This window comes from Aeromonas sp. (assembly GCF_050252055.1).
In the GTDB taxonomy this organism is placed as follows: Bacteria; Pseudomonadota; Gammaproteobacteria; order Enterobacterales; family Aeromonadaceae; genus Aeromonas; species Aeromonas caviae.
Genome location: NZ_JBFWLQ010000003.1, coordinates 373,602 through 391,747, shown reverse-complemented (window position 1 = coordinate 391,747; position 18,146 = coordinate 373,602). Strand labels below are relative to the sequence as shown.

16 protein-coding genes are annotated in these 18,146 nt (G+C 60.6%); 10 read left to right on the top strand and 6 right to left on the bottom strand.

The annotated features are described in order from the left end of the window. The 3 genes from AB7E19_RS07815 to AB7E19_RS07805 all read left to right on the top strand — a co-directional run. Window positions 1-3,026 (top strand): type I secretion C-terminal target domain-containing protein (locus AB7E19_RS07815; RefSeq protein ID WP_427934878.1); only part of this gene is annotated, 3,026 nt, incomplete at its 5' end. Between the two features lie 87 nt (window positions 3,027-3,113). Further along, on the top strand, window positions 3,114-3,671 hold the full coding sequence (locus AB7E19_RS07810) for a hypothetical protein (protein ID WP_322131594.1): 558 nt from the start codon (window positions 3,114-3,116) through the stop codon (window positions 3,669-3,671). 54 nt (window positions 3,672-3,725) lie between these two features. Continuing rightward, on the top strand, window positions 3,726-4,427 hold the full coding sequence (locus tag AB7E19_RS07805) for an SIMPL domain-containing protein (RefSeq protein WP_010675156.1): 702 nt from the start codon (window positions 3,726-3,728) through the stop codon (window positions 4,425-4,427). A 161-nt stretch (window positions 4,428-4,588) separates the two neighbouring features. Here AB7E19_RS07805 and AB7E19_RS07800 read toward each other — a convergent pair whose 3' ends face one another. After that, the gene (locus AB7E19_RS07800; protein ID WP_104454345.1) at window positions 4,589-5,965 is read right to left on the bottom strand and encodes an amino acid permease; all 1,377 of its coding nucleotides are present in this window, start codon (window positions 5,963-5,965) and stop codon (window positions 4,589-4,591) included. Window positions 5,966-6,321: 356 nt separating this feature from the next. On the opposite strand from AB7E19_RS07800, the gene AB7E19_RS07795 reads away from it, so the two are divergent. After that, window positions 6,322-6,597 (top strand): hypothetical protein, encoded by a 276-nt coding sequence (locus AB7E19_RS07795; protein WP_322131595.1) that lies wholly within the window; start codon window positions 6,322-6,324, stop codon window positions 6,595-6,597. Between the two features lie 129 nt (window positions 6,598-6,726). On the opposite strand, the gene ppsR is transcribed toward AB7E19_RS07795, so the two are convergent. Next, complete coding sequence (gene ppsR / locus AB7E19_RS07790; protein WP_010675153.1) at window positions 6,727-7,539, bottom strand: posphoenolpyruvate synthetase regulatory kinase/phosphorylase PpsR; 813 nt, start codon at window positions 7,537-7,539, stop codon at window positions 6,727-6,729. 307 nt (window positions 7,540-7,846) lie between these two features. Here ppsR and ppsA point away from each other — a divergent pair, with 307 nt between their 5' ends. Next, the gene (gene ppsA / locus AB7E19_RS07785) at window positions 7,847-10,219 is read left to right on the top strand and encodes a phosphoenolpyruvate synthase (protein WP_427934875.1); all 2,373 of its coding nucleotides are present in this window, start codon (window positions 7,847-7,849) and stop codon (window positions 10,217-10,219) included. A gap of 118 nt (window positions 10,220-10,337) precedes the next feature. Further along, on the top strand, window positions 10,338-11,792 hold the full coding sequence (gene modF / locus AB7E19_RS07780) for a molybdate ABC transporter ATP-binding protein ModF (RefSeq protein WP_427934874.1): 1,455 nt from the start codon (window positions 10,338-10,340) through the stop codon (window positions 11,790-11,792). An 18-nt stretch (window positions 11,793-11,810) separates the two neighbouring features. On the opposite strand, the gene AB7E19_RS07775 is transcribed toward modF, so the two are convergent. Together AB7E19_RS07775 and AB7E19_RS07770 are read right to left on the bottom strand one after the other, a co-directional pair. Beyond that, window positions 11,811-11,990 carry a hypothetical protein gene (locus AB7E19_RS07775; protein WP_223918067.1) on the bottom strand — a complete coding sequence of 60 codons (180 nt, stop codon included), beginning with the start codon at window positions 11,988-11,990 and terminating at the stop codon, window positions 11,811-11,813. Between the two features lie 17 nt (window positions 11,991-12,007). Beyond that, the gene (locus tag AB7E19_RS07770) at window positions 12,008-12,547 is read right to left on the bottom strand and encodes a hydrolase (RefSeq protein ID WP_427934872.1); all 540 of its coding nucleotides are present in this window, start codon (window positions 12,545-12,547) and stop codon (window positions 12,008-12,010) included. A 220-nt stretch (window positions 12,548-12,767) separates the two neighbouring features. Here AB7E19_RS07770 and AB7E19_RS07765 point away from each other — a divergent pair, with 220 nt between their 5' ends. Beyond that, a complete protein-coding gene (locus tag AB7E19_RS07765; protein WP_010675148.1) occupies window positions 12,768-12,965 on the top strand; it encodes a hypothetical protein in 198 nt (65 codons plus the stop codon). A gap of 14 nt (window positions 12,966-12,979) precedes the next feature. On the opposite strand, the gene AB7E19_RS07760 is transcribed toward AB7E19_RS07765, so the two are convergent. After that, the gene (locus tag AB7E19_RS07760; protein WP_427934871.1) at window positions 12,980-13,432 is read right to left on the bottom strand and encodes a VOC family protein; all 453 of its coding nucleotides are present in this window, start codon (window positions 13,430-13,432) and stop codon (window positions 12,980-12,982) included. Between the two features lie 341 nt (window positions 13,433-13,773). Between AB7E19_RS07760 and AB7E19_RS07755 the strand changes: the two genes are divergently transcribed. Continuing rightward, the gene (locus AB7E19_RS07755; RefSeq protein WP_010675145.1) at window positions 13,774-14,595 is read left to right on the top strand and encodes a MetQ/NlpA family ABC transporter substrate-binding protein; all 822 of its coding nucleotides are present in this window, start codon (window positions 13,774-13,776) and stop codon (window positions 14,593-14,595) included. Window positions 14,596-14,648: 53 nt separating this feature from the next. Here AB7E19_RS07755 and AB7E19_RS07750 read toward each other — a convergent pair whose 3' ends face one another. After that, a complete protein-coding gene (locus AB7E19_RS07750; RefSeq protein ID WP_029314731.1) occupies window positions 14,649-15,371 on the bottom strand; it encodes a phosphatase PAP2 family protein in 723 nt (240 codons plus the stop codon). A gap of 250 nt (window positions 15,372-15,621) precedes the next feature. Between AB7E19_RS07750 and AB7E19_RS07745 the strand changes: the two genes are divergently transcribed. After that, window positions 15,622-16,743 carry a 4-phosphoerythronate dehydrogenase gene (locus tag AB7E19_RS07745; protein WP_322131599.1) on the top strand — a complete coding sequence of 374 codons (1,122 nt, stop codon included), beginning with the start codon at window positions 15,622-15,624 and terminating at the stop codon, window positions 16,741-16,743. Between the two features lie 147 nt (window positions 16,744-16,890). Then, on the top strand, window positions 16,891-17,907 hold the full coding sequence (locus AB7E19_RS07740; RefSeq protein ID WP_010675142.1) for an aspartate-semialdehyde dehydrogenase: 1,017 nt from the start codon (window positions 16,891-16,893) through the stop codon (window positions 17,905-17,907). Window positions 17,908-18,146: the final 239 nt, after the last annotated feature.

Below are 18,146 nucleotides of genomic sequence, written 5' to 3'. Positions count from 1 at the left end.
TGAACGACAATGAGGCGCACCCGACGGCGAACGGCAACAACAGCCTGTTCGAAGACTTCGCGGTGAGCCTGGTGGACAGCGACGGGGATTCGGCCTCGAACACCCTGAGCGTGCAGATCGTGGATGACGTGCCGACGGCCAACGATGATGCTGACAGTGCCACTGAAGGTGTGTTCACTCCGGTGACGGGCAATGTCATTACCGGGGCGGGTACCATCGGCGGTACAGCCGGTGCCGGGGTGGACGTCATGGGGGCGGATGGTGCGGCAATCAGCCAGGTCGTGAGCTCGAACGGCAATTCAGACAGTAATCCTGCCGGTGGATTCACTGTGACCGGGCTGTATGGGACGCTGACCATGGGGCTGGATGGCGAATACAGTTATACGCTCACGGCGGCATCGGTTCCCGTGGGGGCCTCGGAGGTATTTACCTACACGCTCAAAGATGGCGATGGTGATACGGATCCGGCAACTCTGACCATCAATATTGCTCAGGATACCCGTGTCCCTGTATTGACCATCGGCAATGCGACGGTTGATGAGGAGGGACTGCCTGAGGGGACGGCCGCCAGTGGTAATTCGGAGATATTCAATGGCAGCTTCACCATCAACACCCAGGGGGAAAATCTGACTACCTTGACCATCGGTGGGCAGGCTTACAACTTGACCAGTGGCGGCAGTCAGACCTTGATCAACAATACGGAAGGAATGCTGACGGTAACCGGTGTCAGCGGACCCACGGCCGGTGTCTACACGGTGAACTATACCTACACGCTCAAAGACAATGTGCTGACTCACAACGTTCAAGGCAACAGTGATACAGCGAATGGTCCGAGTTTCGTCGTGTCGGCTACGGATGCCAGTGGCGACAGTGGCACGGGTAACCTGCAGGTTGTGATCAGTGATGATGCCCCCATTGCCAATGCTGTTACCAATGCAGGCCAGGCGACTCAGGTGCAGAACACGAATCTGATGTTGATCCTCGATATTTCCGGCAGTATGGGTGATCCATCGGGCTATCAAGGCATGACTCGGATGCAGGTGATGCAAAAGTCCGCTTTGGAGCTGCTGGACAAATACAGCGCCTACGGCAGCGTCATGGTCAATATCGTGACCTTCTCCACTTCAGCCGCCAATCCGACCGGGGTGTGGGTCTCGGTCGATGTAGCCAAGGCCATCATCCTTGGCCTTACCCCCACGGACTCGACCAACTACGATGATGCACTGAACGAGGCAATCAAAGCCTTTGGCGATACAGGTAGACTCGCTAATGCGCAAAATGTCTCTTACTTCATGTCGGATGGTCTGCCAAATGCCAACTCGTTGAGCGGTACCCCCGCCACAGTTCCTGATGGCAACAACTCGCTTGGCGGTGGGAACGGGATCGATGGTGACGGCACGACACTGAGCGGTGAAACCAAGGACTGGGCCGATTTCCTGACGGCGAACAACATCAATTCATACGCGCTCGGGATGGGCTCGGGAGCGACCCAGTCTGCACTGGATCCCATTGCCTACAACGGGGTCAGTGGTGCCAGCCCGGCGAATACCACCGCAGTGGTGGTGACTGACTTCAGCCAACTGACCGCGACCCTTTTGAGCACCGTGGTAGCTCCGCCCCTGGCAGGACAACTGATCAACGGGGTAGCAGCGAGTGCTGGGGCCGACGGTGGCTGGCTCAATGCCATTACCGTGGGCGGGGTGACTTATACCTACAACCAGAAGACGGACTCCGCTGGCGTCTCGGGAGGAACATCAGTCGGGACTTTCAATACAGCGACCAATGAATGGACCATTACACTTGCAGGCGGCATCCTCAAGGTGGATATGGACAACGGCGCCTACACCTATACTCCGCCGACATCCATTCCGGTCGGGGGGATAAACCAGGTCGTGGGTTACAGTGTGATAGACAATGATGGGGATACTGCGTCCAGCACCTTGTCCATCGTTATCAACCCGGCGGTCGGTCCTACCGTGGTTCGTGATGACTTTATCATCACCAACCAGGACCCGGCGACCATTCCGGATTGGGCTCTGCTTGCCAATGACACCGGGCCTCTGGCTGCGACCCAGATGATCACGGGCGTCTCGGGAGCTGTGGGAGGGACCGTCACAGACAATGCAGGCTCGGTAACATTTGATGATACCTCCGGCAATGCGACTCCCAACTCTTACGAGGGTTCGTTCAACTACACCAATAGCACGACCACAGATACGGCCAAGGTGTATGTGGATGTGCAGAGCGGTTTGACACTTACCGGGAGCTATCTCGACGAGATCCTTATTGGGGGATCTGGAAACGATACGCTCAACGGCAATGCCGGGAACGACATCCTGCTTGGAGGACTCGGTAACGACACCTTGAATGGTGGTGAGGGCAATGATCTCCTGATCGGTGGCGCTGGCAACGATACCCTGAACGGCGGCAACGGCAATGATACGGCCAGTTACTTCGACAGCGCTGCTGGGGTCACGGTCACAGTCAATGGTGCCAGTCAGAATACCGGAGGGGCAGGGACAGACAGCCTGAGCAACATGGAAAATCTGGTAGGGTCCATGTTCAACGACAGCCTGACCGGCGATGGTAATGCCAACGTCTTGAGCGGACTGGCAGGTAACGACATCTTGAGTGGTGGTGGTGGCGACGACCTGCTGATTGGGGGTACCGGCAGTGATACCCTGACTGGTGGGGCAGGCAAGGATACCTTCAAATGGATGGCAGGTGATGCAGGAGGCACGGATACCATCAAAGACTTCACCACGGGGGCCAATGGAGATGTTCTGGACCTGAGTGAACTGCTCAGTGGTGAGCATGCCGATGCGAGCACACTGGATCACTATCTTACCTTTGCTCCTGGTCCGGGCAGTGGCAAGTCGACACTGACCATTGATCTGGATGGAGCGGGAAGTGGCACCACGACTCATACCATCCTCTTTGACAACGTGGATCTGACGGCTGGCAAATCCAATCTGCAGATCATTCAGGATCTGCTGGATCAGGGCAACCTCAAGGTCGATCCGTAAGCAGGGTATGGGGGCCGGGTGTGCCCGGCCCCTGTTATTTGATGGAGTGGGCAGATAAGATAGCTGCAGTATCAGGAGAGGGTCACCATGCAGTCATTCAACTGGGTCGACATCGACGGCATTCGCTATAGCTGGAACGGGCAGGACAATATCGTCTGCACCGGCCGCTTTGGCTATCAGGCCACGATAACGGGTGACACGCTCAACGGTCTGGAGCTGGAGAGCGAAGATGGTGAGGTGGCGGGGTTGCTGAATGTGGACTTTGCCGCTTCTCGTATCAGCTTCACGCCGGCAGAGGATGCGCCCCTGCCCCATATGATGGTGCTGGTCGGCCATGAGTGGGGGCAGCAGGAGTATTCGTTGCAGAGCCTGAGCGATACCTCCTTGCAGGGGCTGCTCAGCCACGGTGAGGAGCTTGACTGGGGGGGGCTGGCCGTCGTGACGACGTCCGAGCCGAATCTGCCATCACAAGGTCATGTTCTGTCGTGGGATTCGTTCCACTTTGAGGATGAATCGCTGTTTGGCAGCCCGGCGCCTGCTTCTGTGATGACAAGCCATGGCAATTCAGGAGGAGGGGAGATCAGCATCAATATCGACATGACCAATCAGGTGCTGGACCAGATCCCGCCGACACACGATATATGAATCCCAATCGACGACATGCATAATGACCTCCATCTAAATGATGGAGGTTTTTTTATGTGGCGTCCCCTTCTTACCCTGTCCGCGCTGGTTGTCAGTGCTCCGTTGCTTGCCATCGAGGTTCCTCAGGCCCCCCATCTGGTCGTCAGTGGCTATGCGGAGCAGAAGGCTGAACCAGACATGCTGACGCTCAATGTCGCCGTCACGGCACTGGAGAAGCAGGGCATCAAGGCCAAACAGCAGGTAGATACCAAGGTAGCAGCCTTCTTTGGCCAGCTGGAGAGCCTCGGCATCAAGCGCAGCGACGTGGAGGCTGGCAATCTGGTGATCTCCCCCGAGTACCAGTACCCCCAGAACAAGCAACCCGAAATGGTGGGTTACCGTGCCCAGCGTCAGCTGGCGGTCAAACTCTACCAGCTCGACAAGTTGAGCCAGCTGATGGACACCGCCCTCAAGGCGGGTCTGGAGTCCGTGACCCAGATAGAGTACGGCCTGAAGTCACCACAGGTCATCAAGGAGCAGGCCCGGCTTGGTGCTGTTGCTGATGCCACGAGCAAGGCGGAATCCCTGGCCAAGGCTTTCGGCATGAAGCTTGGCAAGGTATATAGCGTTGAATACCGCAACAGTTCCCCCATGCCGGTCTATACCCGTGCCATGAAGGCTGCGGCAGCCCCTGCCGCCGACATGATGGAAAACAGCTATCAACAGCAGCAGATCAGCATCACTGACAATGTAGAAGCCGTCTTCCTGCTGGAATAACACAGCCCCTTTGTCCATCACTCAAACCCGAGGCAACCCCTCGGGTTTGTCATTGCAGGGGCTGGCAGGACAAGTGAGCCGCGAATTGGGTCAGGTGAAACGGGAATGGAATAAAAAATGCCGGTCAGTGACCGGCATTTTTGTTGGAGGAGGCTTGATGCCTAGCCCAGGTTGGTAGCCAGCTTGCGTTGGCTCTTCTGTTTGAGCAGATAGCCGATACCGAGTACCAGGACCCAGGCCGGGATCAGCTCGACCGAGATGCGGGTGCCGTCGTTCATGTACATGATCACCAGGATGGCGGCCATGAAGGCGAGGCAGAGGTAGTTGCCAAACGGGCTCCACAGTGCCTTGAACTTGGTGGTGACGCCTTCTGCAGCCTTCACCTTGCGGAACTTGAGGTGCGCCAGGCTGATCATGGCCCAGTTGATGACCAGGGCGGAGACCACCAGAGACATCAGCAGACCAAAGGCCTTGCCCGGGATCAAATAGTTGATGAGCACGCACAGCAGGGTGGCCGCGGCCGAGATGGTGATGGCGGTCAGGGGCACGCCGCTCTTGTTAGTCTTGAGCAGGGCCTTGGGGCCGTTGCCCTGCTTGGCCAGGCCAAACAGCATGCGGCTGTTGCAGTAGACGCAGCTGTTGTACACCGACAGCGCGGCGGTCAGCACCACCAGGTTAAGTACGTTGGCTACCAGGTTGCTGTCGAGCGCATGGAAGATCATCACGAACGGGCTGCCGCCTTCCACTACCTTGCCCCAGGGATAGAGGGAGAGCAGTACGGTGAGGGCACCGATGTAGAAGATGAGGATGCGGTAGATCACCTGATTGGTGGCCTTTGGGATGCTCTTCTCGGGATTGTCCGCTTCTGCTGCCGTGATGCCGACCAGCTCCAGACCGCCGAAGGAGAACATGATGAAGGCCATTGCCATCACCAGCCCGCCGACGCCGTTGGGGAAGAAGCCACCCTGGGCCCAGAGGTTGCTGACCGTGGCCTCGGGGCCGCCGCTGCCGGAGAACAGCATCCAGCCGCCGAATCCGATCATGCCGAGAATGGCGACCACCTTGATGATGGCGAACCAGAACTCCATCTCGCCGAACGCCTTGACGTTGGAGAGGTTGATGGCGTTGATCAGCACGAAGAAGAAGGCCGCCGACATCCAGGTCGGGATCTCGGGCCACCAGTACTGGACATAGATACCGACTGCCGTCAGCTCGGCCATGCTCACCAGTACATAGAGCACCCAGTAGTTCCAGCCGGAAGCGAAGCCGGCGAAGTCACCCCAGTACTTGTAGGCAAAATGGCTGAATGAGCCGGCAACCGGCTCTTCCACCACCATCTCGCCCAGCTGGCGCATGATGAGGAAGGCGATGAAGCCGCCGATGGCATAGCCCAGCAGCACCGCAGGGCCCGCCATCTTGATGGTGTCGGCAATGCCGAGGAACAGGCCTGTACCGATGGCACCGCCCAGTGCGATAAGCTGGATATGGCGGTTTTTCAGACCGCGCTTGAGCTCGTCGCCGTGTTGTTGAAGATCCATGCTTCCTTCCTTACGTCGCTGAAATCACTCGGCTCGCGTCCCGTCAGCCACAGCACTTCCTCTGCCTGGCGCGGCATCTTGTGCCGAAAACGTGACGAAATCCGTATTTATATCGTTACGGTTTGCCGCTGGCTGTTTTTTGTAGCGGCTACCAACCCGAGCAGAATAGTGATAATCGACCGTCCATGCACCTGTTTTCCTCATCATTGGCTGCTGTTTTGTGCGCCATGCAGGTTTTTCATGATCTGGAAAGGGGTTTTGAGAGTGATTGCTTGTTTTGTGTTCGAGTGGATTTCCATCTCTTGACTCGGTTCTGTTTTCATGGCTCTGTTTCCCTTTGATAAAAAGGGACTCATATGATTGAGCGTATTGTGGGTGGCCTGGTGATGGCCGTGCTCTGGCTCGGGATCTGGCTATCCCCCATGTTGCTGACGATGGCGATGAGCAGCCTTGTTGTCTGGGGCTGGTTGGGAGCGGATTACCTGGTGAACCACATCGCCATGGTGCTCATCCTTGCTGCCGGGATGGGGATGGTGCCAGCCTGCTGGCTGAGCGAGCGAGTCCGCAAGGGGAGGGGACTCATCCATTTTCACGGCATGTTGATGAACAACAAGGAACTCAACAAGCCCTGAGCCTGCTTGCCCCGCGAGTGATGGGATGCCAGCGATGATGCTGGCATCATTTTTTCATCCTGTTCTTCTGTTTCGTTATCTTGCCACTCACCTGTTTAATGGTGCGTTGTGCTGTCACAGCCTTGAAGGTTAGCAGAGCTGGCGGCGAAGGCCGGTTGCTTCCAGGATCTTGGCGCTGATCTCCTCGACCGAGTGGGAGCTGGTATCGAGGAAGCGGATCGCCTCCTGGCGGAACAGCCTCTCGACGCTGGCCAGCTCCTGTTTGCATTGATCAAGCGAGGAGTAGCGGCTGTTGGCGCGGCGCTGGTTGCGGATCTCGTGCAGCCGCTGCGGCATGATGGTGAGGCCGAACAATTTGTGGCGATTGGCCTTGAGGGCGGCGGGCAGCTCCAGCGATCCCATGTCCTGCTCGATAAAGGGATAGTTGGCGGCGCGAATGCCAAATTGCAGTGCCAGATAGAGGCTGGTCGGTGTCTTGCCACAACGGGAGACCCCGATGAGGATGATGTCTGCCTCGTCATACTCCCTGGTGGTGATGCCATCGTCGTTGGCCAGCGCAAAGTTGACCGCTTCGATGCGATCGTCGTAAAGCTTGCGGTTTTCCATGCCATGGGTGCGGTGCAACCTGGGTTCGGCCTTGATACCGAGCTCCTGTTCGAGAGGGCTCACGAAGGTGTTGAGAAAATCGTGGCTGCTGGCCTGGGCCTTGAGCACCTCTTCACGCACCATGGGGTCGACGATGGTGTGAAACAGGATGGGGCGCACCCCGGTCTGGCGAAACTGCTCGTCAATGCGTGCCCGTACCTGGCGCGCTTTCTCCTGGGTCTCGACAAAGGGGATGGTGACCTGCTCGAAGGCCAGGGGGAACTGGCTCAACACGGCGTGGCCGAAGACTTCGGCGGTGATGGCGGTGCCGTCGGATACATAGAATACGGTGTGCACTGCGGACTCCTGTGGTGCGCTCCAGGGGGCGGCGAGAAATAAGTATCTCTCGAAACCATATCGTTTTTGTCAACAGATCTGCCATGCCCAAGTTGTGAACTCGCTTGCAAACCTGAATCGTTACCTTTTTGTGTCGCTATTGTAGAATGCCTGTGTCAAACGACCATCCCCAACTCTTGCTCGGGGATTTTTTTGACAATAAATAGAAAACGTTTTCATGGTCGTTGGCAACAGACACTAACAAAAACACACGACTTGGCACAGCAGGTGAATTGTCACCCTGGCCCCCCAACCTGGAGACATGCAAATGCAACAGTACGTACTCTGGTACGAACAGCTCGGTATGCAGGACGTTGAACGCGTCGGCGGCAAGAATGCATCCCTTGGCGAGATGATCAGCAACCTCTCGGGGGCCGGCGTGTCCGTACCGGGCGGGTTTGCGACCACGGCCTTTGCGTTTAACGAGTTTCTGGAGTTAAGCGGCCTCAACGGCAAGATCCACGACCTGCTCGACAGCCTGGATGTGGACGATATCGCCGCCCTCAACAAGGCCGGTCAGCAGATCCGCGACTGGGTGGTGGAAGCGCCGTTCCAGCCTGCGTTGGAGCAGGCCGTGCGGGCCGCCTACGACAAGCTGAGTGCCGGACTCGAGGCCTCCTTCGCGGTGCGCTCCTCCGCCACCGCGGAAGACATGCCGGATGCGTCGTTTGCCGGTCAGCAGGAGACCTTCCTCAACGTGCGCGGTATCGATGCCGTCATGACGGCCATCAAGCATGTGTTTGCCTCGCTGTTCAACGATCGCGCCATTTCCTACCGGGTCCATCAGGGCTATGACCACAAGGGGGTCGCACTCTCTGCCGGGGTGCAGCGCATGGTGCGCTCGGATCTCGCCGCCTCCGGCGTCATGTTCACCCTGGATACCGAATCCGGCTTCAACGACGTGGTCTTCATCACCGGCGCCCAGGGCCTGGGCGAGATGGTGGTGCAGGGGGCCGTCAACCCGGACGAGTTCTATGTGCACAAGCCGACCCTCAAGGCCGGGCGCCCCGCCGTGGTGCGCAAGACGCTGGGCTCCAAGCTCATCAAGATGACCTACTCCGGGGATGCCGGTCATGGCCGTCAGGTGAAGGTGGTTGACACCACCGATGCCGAGCGCAACCGCTTCTGCATCACGGACGAGGAAGTGATGGCCCTGGCAAAGCAGGCCCTCATCATCGAGCAGCACTACGGTCGCCCGATGGACATCGAGTGGGCCAAGGATGGTCAGGATGGCAAGCTCTACATCGTTCAGGCCCGTCCGGAAACCGTGCGTAGCCGCCAGGAAGCCAATACCCTCGAGCGCTTTGCCCTCAAGCAAACCGGCAAGGTGCTGATCGAGGGGCGTGCCATCGGCCACAAGATTGGCGCGGGTCCGGCCCGTGTCATCTCCTCCATCAGCCAGATGGATGAAGTGCAGCCCGGCGATGTGCTGGTCACCGACATGACGGATCCGGATTGGGAGCCCATCATGAAGCGCGCTTCCGCCATCGTCACCAACCGGGGTGGACGCACCTGTCACGCCGCCATCATCGCCCGGGAGCTTGGCATTCCGGCAGTGGTGGGTTGCGGCAACGCCACCGACCACATCCAGGATGGTCAGCTCATCACCGTCTCCTGTGCGGAAGGGGATACCGGCTTCATCTATGACGGCGAGCTCGACTTTGACGTGGCGGTGACCGAGGTGGGCAACATGCCGCGCCTGCCCATCAAGATCATGATGAACGTCGGCAATCCGGACCGCGCCTTCGATTTTGCCCAGTTGCCGAATGCCGGTGTGGGCCTGGCCCGCCTCGAGTTCATCATCAACCGCATGATCGGGGTCCACCCCAAGGCGCTGCTGGAGTTCGATCAGCAGACCCCGGAACTCCAGGCCACCATCACCAGGATGATCGCGGGCTACGAGAGCCCCAGGGAGTTCTACGTAGCCAAGCTGACGGAAGGGATCGCTACCCTGGCGGCCGCCTTCTGGCCTGAGCGGGTCATCGTGCGGATGTCGGACTTCAAGTCCAATGAGTACGCCAACCTGGTGGGGGGCCGTGGTTACGAACCCCATGAAGAGAACCCCATGATCGGTTTCCGTGGTGCGTCGCGCTACATCGCCGACAGCTTCCGCCCCTGCTTCGCCCTCGAGTGCGAGGCGATGAAACGGGTGCGGGATGTCATGGGGTTGACCAACGTCGAGGTGATGATCCCCTTCGTGCGTACCCTGGGTGAGGCGGAGCAGGTGGTGGAGATACTGGCTGAGAACGGCTTGCGCCGTGGCGAGCGCGGCCTGAAAGTCATCATGATGTGCGAGCTGCCCTCCAATGCGCTGCTGGCGGACAAATTCCTCGAGCACTTCGACGGCTTCTCCATCGGCTCCAATGACATGACCCAGTTGACCCTGGGGCTGGATCGGGACTCCGGGCTCATCGCCCACCTGTTCGACGAGCGCAACGAGGCGGTCAAGGCGCTGCTGGCCATGGCCATCGCCGCCGCCCGCAAGGCGGGCAAGTACGTGGGGATCTGCGGCCAGGGGCCGTCCGATCACCCGGACTTCGCCGCCTGGCTGGTCGAGCAGGGGATCGATTCCGTGTCGCTCAACCCGGATACCGTGGTCGACACCTGGCTCTATCTGGCCGAGCAGCACAAGGCCGGCTAAACCCGTCCCCGCTTTTTGATGACACGGCGCCGCAATGGCGCCGTTTTTGTCTGCGCCCCCCTTTTTCTGTTAAAAGGGGAAAGAGCAAGGCGCTCCGCACCCATCACAGGACGATCCCATGACCTCATTGCAGTGGCAATCCGCCACCCTGGCCCTGCGTGGCCACCACACCCTGGTTATTCCCGAACTCTGTCTCACTCCGCAGGCCTGCTGGGCCTTCGTCGGCAGCAACGGCAGCGGCAAGACGGCGCTGGCGTCGGCCCTGTGCGGCGAGCTGGCCGTGCGTGCCGGAGCGGTATCGGGTCGAGTCCGGGCCGAGCGACTCTCGTTCGAGTCGCAGCAACAGCTGGGGGAGCTGGACTGGCAGCGGCGCAATACCGACATGCTGGGAGAAGAGGAGGAGGCGGGGTATCGGGTATCGACCCTGATGCTGGAGGCGGGGGACGAGGAGCATGAGGCCCGCGCGCTGCTGGCCCGTTTTGGCATTGAATCCCTGTGGGAGCGCCCCTATCGCTACCTCTCGAGCGGGGAGGGGCGCAAGCTGCTGCTGGCCCGGGCCCTGCTGGGGCGACCCGAGCTGCTGGTGTTGGACGAACCCTTCGATGGTCTGGATCAGGGGGCCAGGGCTTCTTTGATGATGTTGCTGGCCGACCTGGTGTCAGAGGGGCTGCGCCTGGTGGTGATCGTCAACCGTTTTGACGAGATCCCCCCCTTTGCCACTCACCTCGGCCTGCTCGGCGAGTGTCGTCTGCTGCTGGCGGGGGAGCGCGAGGCGGTGCTCGGCAGCCAGGAGGTGGCCCAGCTGGCTCGCGCCGAAACCGTATCCCCCCGTTTGCCGCCACCGCTGACGACACCCGAGCCCTTGCCTCCCGGCCCTCGGGTCGTCATGAAAGCCATGCGTATCGCTTACGGGGATCAGGTGATCATCGACGGGCTCGACTGGACCATTGACGAGGGGGAGCACTGGCAACTGGTGGGACCAAACGGCGCTGGCAAGTCGACCCTGCTCTCCCTCATCACCGGAGATCACCCGCAAGGTTACAACAATGAGCTCCATCTGTTCGGACGGCGGCGGGGCAGCGGCGAGAGCATCTGGGAGATCAAGCGCCATATCGGGCTCGTGAGCCCGGCGCTGCATCTGGACTATCGTGTCAGCTGCCCGGTGCAGACAGTGATCCTCTCCGGTTTCTACGACTCCATCGGGCTTTATACCCGGCCGGGGGATCGTCAGCTGGCGCTGGCCAACCAGTGGCTGGCCCTGCTGGGGCTGGCCGATCAGGGGGCGCAGCCTTTCCACTCTCTCTCTTTCGGTCAGCAGCGACTGGTGCTGATCGCCCGTGCCCTGGTCAAACATCCGCCGCTGCTCATCCTGGACGAACCCCTGCAGGGACTGGATCCCCTCAACCGTCACCTGGTGCGGGAGATGGTCGCGCGCCTCGTGGGCGAGGGAACCCAGCTGTTGTTCGTTTCCCATCATGCCGATGATGCGCCCCCCGGTCTGACCCACAGGCTGAGCTTCGTGCCAAGGGAGGGGGGAGGATACGACTATCTGCAGGAGCGTCTGGGGGGCTGAGCCGTCCGGGCGGCATGGTCAGAGAGGGGCTGGTTCGGCGAGGAGCGGCGGCATCCCCAGCAGCGTCCACCACAGCCCGAAGAAGAGCATGATCCCCAGCCAGAGCCAGGCAAGATAGTGACGGGTGGCCGCCATCCCCGTCACCGTCACCATGAGTGCCGCCCCGAAGGCGATGAGGGCGAACAGAAAGGGCGCCATATTGTCCATCATGGCGGTCATTTCACCAGGGAGAGGATCTGGCGAAATGCCGGATGGCGGCAATCCCCCATCAGCTCATAGAGGCACATCTCCACCGAGGTGAGGGCGGCGCCCCGGGCCGCCAGCTGAGCGATGGCGAGATCCCGGTTGGCAAGGGTGCGGGACGACACCGCATCCACCACCAGCGAGACCCCGGCACCGCTGGCGAGAAGCCCCAGCACGCTCTGGTAGACGCAGATATGGGTCTCGATGCCACATACCAGCCAATGCTCGATCCCGCTCTCGGCCAACGCGGCCGCCACCGTCGGCTCACCCAGGGCGCCGAAGCTGTATTTGGGCAGCACAAGATCGCCTGCCTGCAGCGACTGCAATTCGGGCACGGTGGCACCGAGCTTGTCCGGGTTCTGCTCCAGCCAGACAACCGGCAGCCCCAGCACCCTGGCCCCTTGCACCAGCCTGGCGGTATTGGCAATCAGGGCGTCGCTCTCCTCGACCAGGCGGGCCAGCTTGCCCTGGAAATCGACCACCAGCAGGCCTGGGTGATGGTGTTTGTGCATTTTTTGTCTCCTTTCTCCGTTGCGGATGAGATACAGCGCCATCCTGGGAGCCATTCTCGCGTACATCTTGATACAAATTGTGAGCTGACCGACGGCGTGGGGGACACTAGGATGCCCGTCATGGAGCCCGTTTTCTCAGTTGTGGTGTGCATGACAAGGGGCGACGCATCAACCCGCTACTGCGTAGTTGGACGATTTTCCATTAACGATGAGAAGTACCATGAAGAAGATAATCCTGTTCGTCTCCCTGGCTGGCCTTTTGGCCGGTTGCGCCAGCCCGGCACAACGCATGGCGGAATGCCAGGCGCAAGGGATCAGCAAGGACGCCTGCTACCAGGCCGAGCAAAACCGCCAGGCGTCCATCATGAACGCCGCCGAGAAGCAGGCCTTGGAGAACGCCAGCAAGGCGGTCAAATAATCTAACCCGACTCATTACGTGTACTTCTCAGGCCCTGGATTCACCGAATGCAGGGCCTTTTGCTGGGTGGCACAGTGCTGCGATGTGTTTGCGGCGTGTGAGGACTCAATGTAGGTCATCGCCTCGATGTTGCTGCCATCGGGATCGCCCAGGAAGGCGGCGTAGTAATTGGGGGCATAGTGGGGACGCAGTCCCGGCAACCCATTGCAGGCAAAACCTGCCTTGATCCCTGCGTGATGGAACGCATCCACCTGGGTCGCGTCGTCGGCCCTGAATGCGAGATGGCAGGAGGCGCCCTGCTGCCCCCGCTCAATCAGAAAGCCCACGTGATCGCGGCCCATCAGGCCAAAACCGGCCGCCGTCTCATCAGACCATTTGAGTTCTATCAAAAGAGGAGCCAGCACGGTGGCGTAGAAGTGCTGACAGGAGTGAAAACGCACCACCTTGATTTCAACATGATCGAACACGGTGACTCCTTGTGTTGCCTGGGTGTAGAGCAGCCCATCAGGCCCTCATTGGAACTTGTGTAAATGGGTATCGAATGACCACAATAAGCCAGTTTGACGCCAGGCAGGGAGAGGGCAAGGCGCATAACTGCGTGCTCCGTCAAAGATTTTTCATCCAGTTGCGGGATGCGCTTTGCTTCGTGCTGGCCAAGCTTGCCCGGTTTTGTTGCTTGGCGAAGGCTACGAGCTCTGTTATGGTGTGCTCAGTTAGCCGTTTGGATGGCTAGATGGTTGTGCGCTGACTGCATGTTTGCGCCCCCGACCGCTCACCGTTTTGATGATCATGTTGACAGGGAGTTTTTATGCAACGTCGTTCCTTCTTCACCCTTTCCGCCCTGGCGTTGCTCGCCAGCAGCCTGCCGCTGTCCGCCTTTGCCATCGATGAGGCGAAGAAAGAGATCGTCATCGGCACCACGGTTGGCGACTTTGCCGACATGGTGACCGACGCCATCAAGCCGCAGCTCGAAGCCAAGGGCTACAAGGTCAAACTGGTGGAGTTCACCGATTACGTGACCCCCAACATCGCCCTGGCGGACGGGTCGCTTGACGTCAACTGCTTCCAGCACAAGCCCTATCTGGAGAGCTTCGCCAAAGACCGGGGTCTCTCTCTGGCGCCCATCACCCAGGTACCGACCGGTCCCATGGGGCTCTACGCCGGCAAGCTGGGGGATCTGAAGGCGGTGAAAGAGGGAAGCACGGTCGCCATCCCGAACGATCCCACCAACCAGGCGCGAGCACTGCTGATGTTGCAGGATCTGGGCTGGCTGAGCCTCAAGGAGGGGATCAATCCCCTCAAGGCGAGCGAGTTCGACGTGGTGAAGAACCCCCACAACCTCAAGCTGGTGCTGCTGGAAGCGGCGCAGCTGCCGCGCTCCCGTGAGGATGTGGACTTCTCCGTCATCAACGGCAACTTTGCCGCCTCAAGCGGGATCCCGTTCAGCTCCGGCCTCTTCCTCGAGCGCAGCTATGACTTCATCAACTGGGTGGTGGTCAAGAGCGCCGATGCGGGCAAGCCGTTCGCCAAGGATGTGGCGGCCGCCTACAACTCCCCCGAATTCAAGGCTTATGCCGCCAAGCGCTTCGTCGGCTACAAGTATCCCGAGGGCTGGCAGCAGAAGGGGTGAGTGGCGTACAAGCGATAAAAACGGGCACCCAGGTGCCCGTTTTTTATTGGAGGTCAGTAGTGGCGCAACCACCAGCGGGCGGCCAGGAGGGCGGTAAGGCTGCCAAGCAGGGCGCTTGCCAGCACATCCAGGGGCCAGTGCATGCCGATAAGGGTGCGCGAGAGGCCGATCCCGATGGCCCAGAGCGGCAGCAGCCAGGCTCCGGCGGGTGCCCGGGCCAGCCAGATCAGGCCGAAGAACTGGGCGAGGCTCATGGCGGCGATGCTGTGACCGGAGGGAAAGGCGTAGTTGACCTCTGCCTGCCAGTGCTGGCCGAGCCAGGCGGGCAGCGCCAGCAACTGGGTCGCGGCGTGGACCTGTTCGCTGCGAAGGGCCTGGCTTCCCCCATAGAACTGGCGGATGGCGGGGATCAGCTCCTGGCTCTCCAGCCAGATGAGGTAGGGCCTGGGCTCCTCGGTCAGCAGCTTGATGAGGCTCTTGATGACCCAGTCGCTCGCCAGCACGGCAAAGAGGGCGCCAGCCAGCGCCAACAGGGCGCGACCGTCCAGCGTCAGCTTGTGTCTTGTGAGCAGCAGCAGGGCGGCAATGGTGAAGACCAGTCCCGGCAAGTCCACCATGCGGGTGAGGGCGTAGGGCCACCATAGCCAGCCCGATTGCAGGGCCTGGGTCATGAACGGTTGCCAGGGCAGGCAGACGAGCAGCAGCAGGGGAAGGAGCAGGAGGGCATTGAAATGAAGCACCTTGCGGCGTGGCAACGAAGAGGAGTGAGTCGGCATCAAGGGGTCCGGTTCGGTGGCGCGAGCGGCTAGAAAGAGGCGTCATTGTGCCAGTCAGGTTGCTCTGGTCAAGGCGAAGGGGGCGAGGGCAACAGGCTGTTACATATGATGCTGCCGGACATCGTGCCCGCACCTGAGGCCGGAAGGCGGAAAGATGGCCGCAGAGCGGTCTGCCAACAAGCCTCTGAAAATCCGCCGCGTTTGGGCTAGAATGGCGCGCCTGTGGCCCTTGTGGACGAGATGCGTGCCGATGAAGATCGTCGTTGATGAAAATATGCCCCATGCGGTGGAGCTGTTTGCGGAATTTGGTGAAGTGGTTCCCCTGCCGGGACGAGAAATAAAGGCCGCGGATCTGCAAGAGGCGGATGTGCTGCTGGTGCGCTCCGTGACCCGGGTCAACGAAGCGCTCCTGGCGAGTTGCCCCAGGCTGGGGTTTGTCGGCACGGCCACCATCGGCACGGATCACATCGATCAGGAGCTGCTGGCGGCGCGGGGCATCCCCTTCTTCAGCGCCCCCGGCTGCAACAAGGTGTCGGTGGGGGACTACGTGCTCTCCGCCCTGCTGGTTCTGGCGGAACGCCATGAGCTGACCTTGAGCGAGATGAGCCTCGCCGTCATCGGTGCCGGCAACACCGGCGAGAGCGTGGCCGGCAAGGCCGAGGCGCTCGGGATGAAGGTGCTGCGCTGCGACCCGCCCCTGGCCCGTAGCGGCGCCGCTGGCGACTTCGTGGATTACCGCACTGCCCTGGATGCCGACATCGTCAGCTTCCATGTCCCCTATCTTCGTGAAGGGGATGAGGCCACCTTCCACCTGCTGGGAGCCGAGGAGATCGCCGAGCGTCCGGCCGGGCAGATCCTCATCAACGCATCCCGCGGCGAGGTGTGGGACAACCGTGCCCTGCTTGTCCGCCAGCAGGGACCCCATCCCCTGCGACTGGTGATGGACGTGTGGGAAGGAGAGCCGGAGCCCCTCAATGAACTGGTGCCCCATACCGAGCTGGCCACCCCGCACATCGCCGGTTACAGCCTGGAAGGCAAGGCCCGTGGCACCTGGATGCTCTATGAGGCGCTGTGCCGGCAACTGGGGCGCACCCCGCGCCAGGATCTGCAATCCCTGCTGCCTGCCCCCGAGGTGCGCGAGCTGACGCCGGGGCAGCCGGCGGATCAGGCGCTCATCAAGCAGCTTGTCCACCTTGTTTATGACGTGCGCCGTGACGACGCCCGTTTTCGCAACCGGATCGGGCTGCCCGGCAGCTTCGATGAGCAGCGCAAGCGCTACCCCGAGCGGCGCGAATTGGGCGCCTTGCAACTGAAAGGGCCCTTCGCCGACGACAGACTGGCCCGACTGGGCTTTGCCGTCTCGAAGCAATAAACCCGATTTCAACAAGGGGAGGGGCTTGCCCAGGCGGCGCTTCCCCCCGGCCCGGCATCATGGCGGGCCTGTCATCAAACCGATACGCGTGCCAGCCGGGGCCCTCATGCCCGGCCCCGACGGGCCGCATCACAGGAGAACAGATCAGTGAGTCAGCAATTCAACGTAGCGGTATTGGGTGCCAGCGGCGCCGTGGGTCAGGCCATGATCGAGATCCTGGAGGAGCGCGCCTTCCCGGTAGCGACCCTCTATCCGCTCGCCTCCAGTCGCAGCGCTGGGGACACGGTGCGTTTTGGCGGCAAGAACGTCGACATCCTTGATGTGGAGGCCTTTGACTGGAGCCAGGTGGAGATCGCACTCTTCTCCGCCGGTGCCGAGGTCTCGGCCAAATGGGCGCCCATCGCCGCCGAGCACGGCTGCATCGTCATCGACAACACCTCCTGCTTCCGCTACGACGAGGACATTCCCCTGGTCATTCCGGAAGTGAACCCGGACGCGCTGGCCGATTTTCGCAACCGCAACATCATCGCCAACCCCAACTGCTCCACCATCCAGATGCTGGTGGCCCTCAAGCCCCTGCACGATGAGGTAGGCATCAGTCGCATCAACGTGGCGACCTACCAATCCGTTTCCGGCTCCGGCAAGGAAGGGGTGAGCGAGCTGGCGGGCCAGACCGCCCACCTGCTCAACGGCCGCCCGGTGGAGCCGACCCTCTATCCGCAGCAGATCGCCTTCAACCTGATCCCGCAGATCGATGCCTTCACCGACAACGGCTACACCCGGGAAGAGATGAAGATGGTGTGGGAGACCCAGAAGATCCTGGGGGATGCCAGCATCGCCGTGAACCCTACCTGCGTGCGGGTACCGGTCTTCTATGGTCACGCCGAGGCGGTCCATGTGGAGCTGCACCAGCCGCTGGACGCCGAGCAGGTCAAGGATCTGTTGCGCAATGCCCCGGGCGTCACCCTGTTTGATGATGAAGGGGACTACCCGACCCCGGTGCGCGATGCCACCGGTCAGGATGATGTGATGGTCGGGCGGGTACGCCAGGATATTTCTCATCCGAGTGGTATCAATATGTGGATCGTGGCCGATAACGTTCGTAAGGGCGCGGCAACCAACAGCGTGCAGATTGCCGAACTGCTGGTACGCGACTACCTCTGAGGCCGGATGTCGGCCCCGGGCGGGGAGGGAACCCCGCCTTGATGTGGGCGCCCTGGCCCCGGTATGTGACCGGGAACCCACTCTCCGGTTTTTGGAATACCGTGTGATATCAGTGGACTAGGTTTTTTTCTACACTCTGGTTCGCGTCTGGGGCTGCTTTCTGGTCGCCGCCGGGCGCGAAATATGTCGGATCGCTGGCTTGAGACCGGCGCCTGATTTATATTGAGCCGATTGTTTTG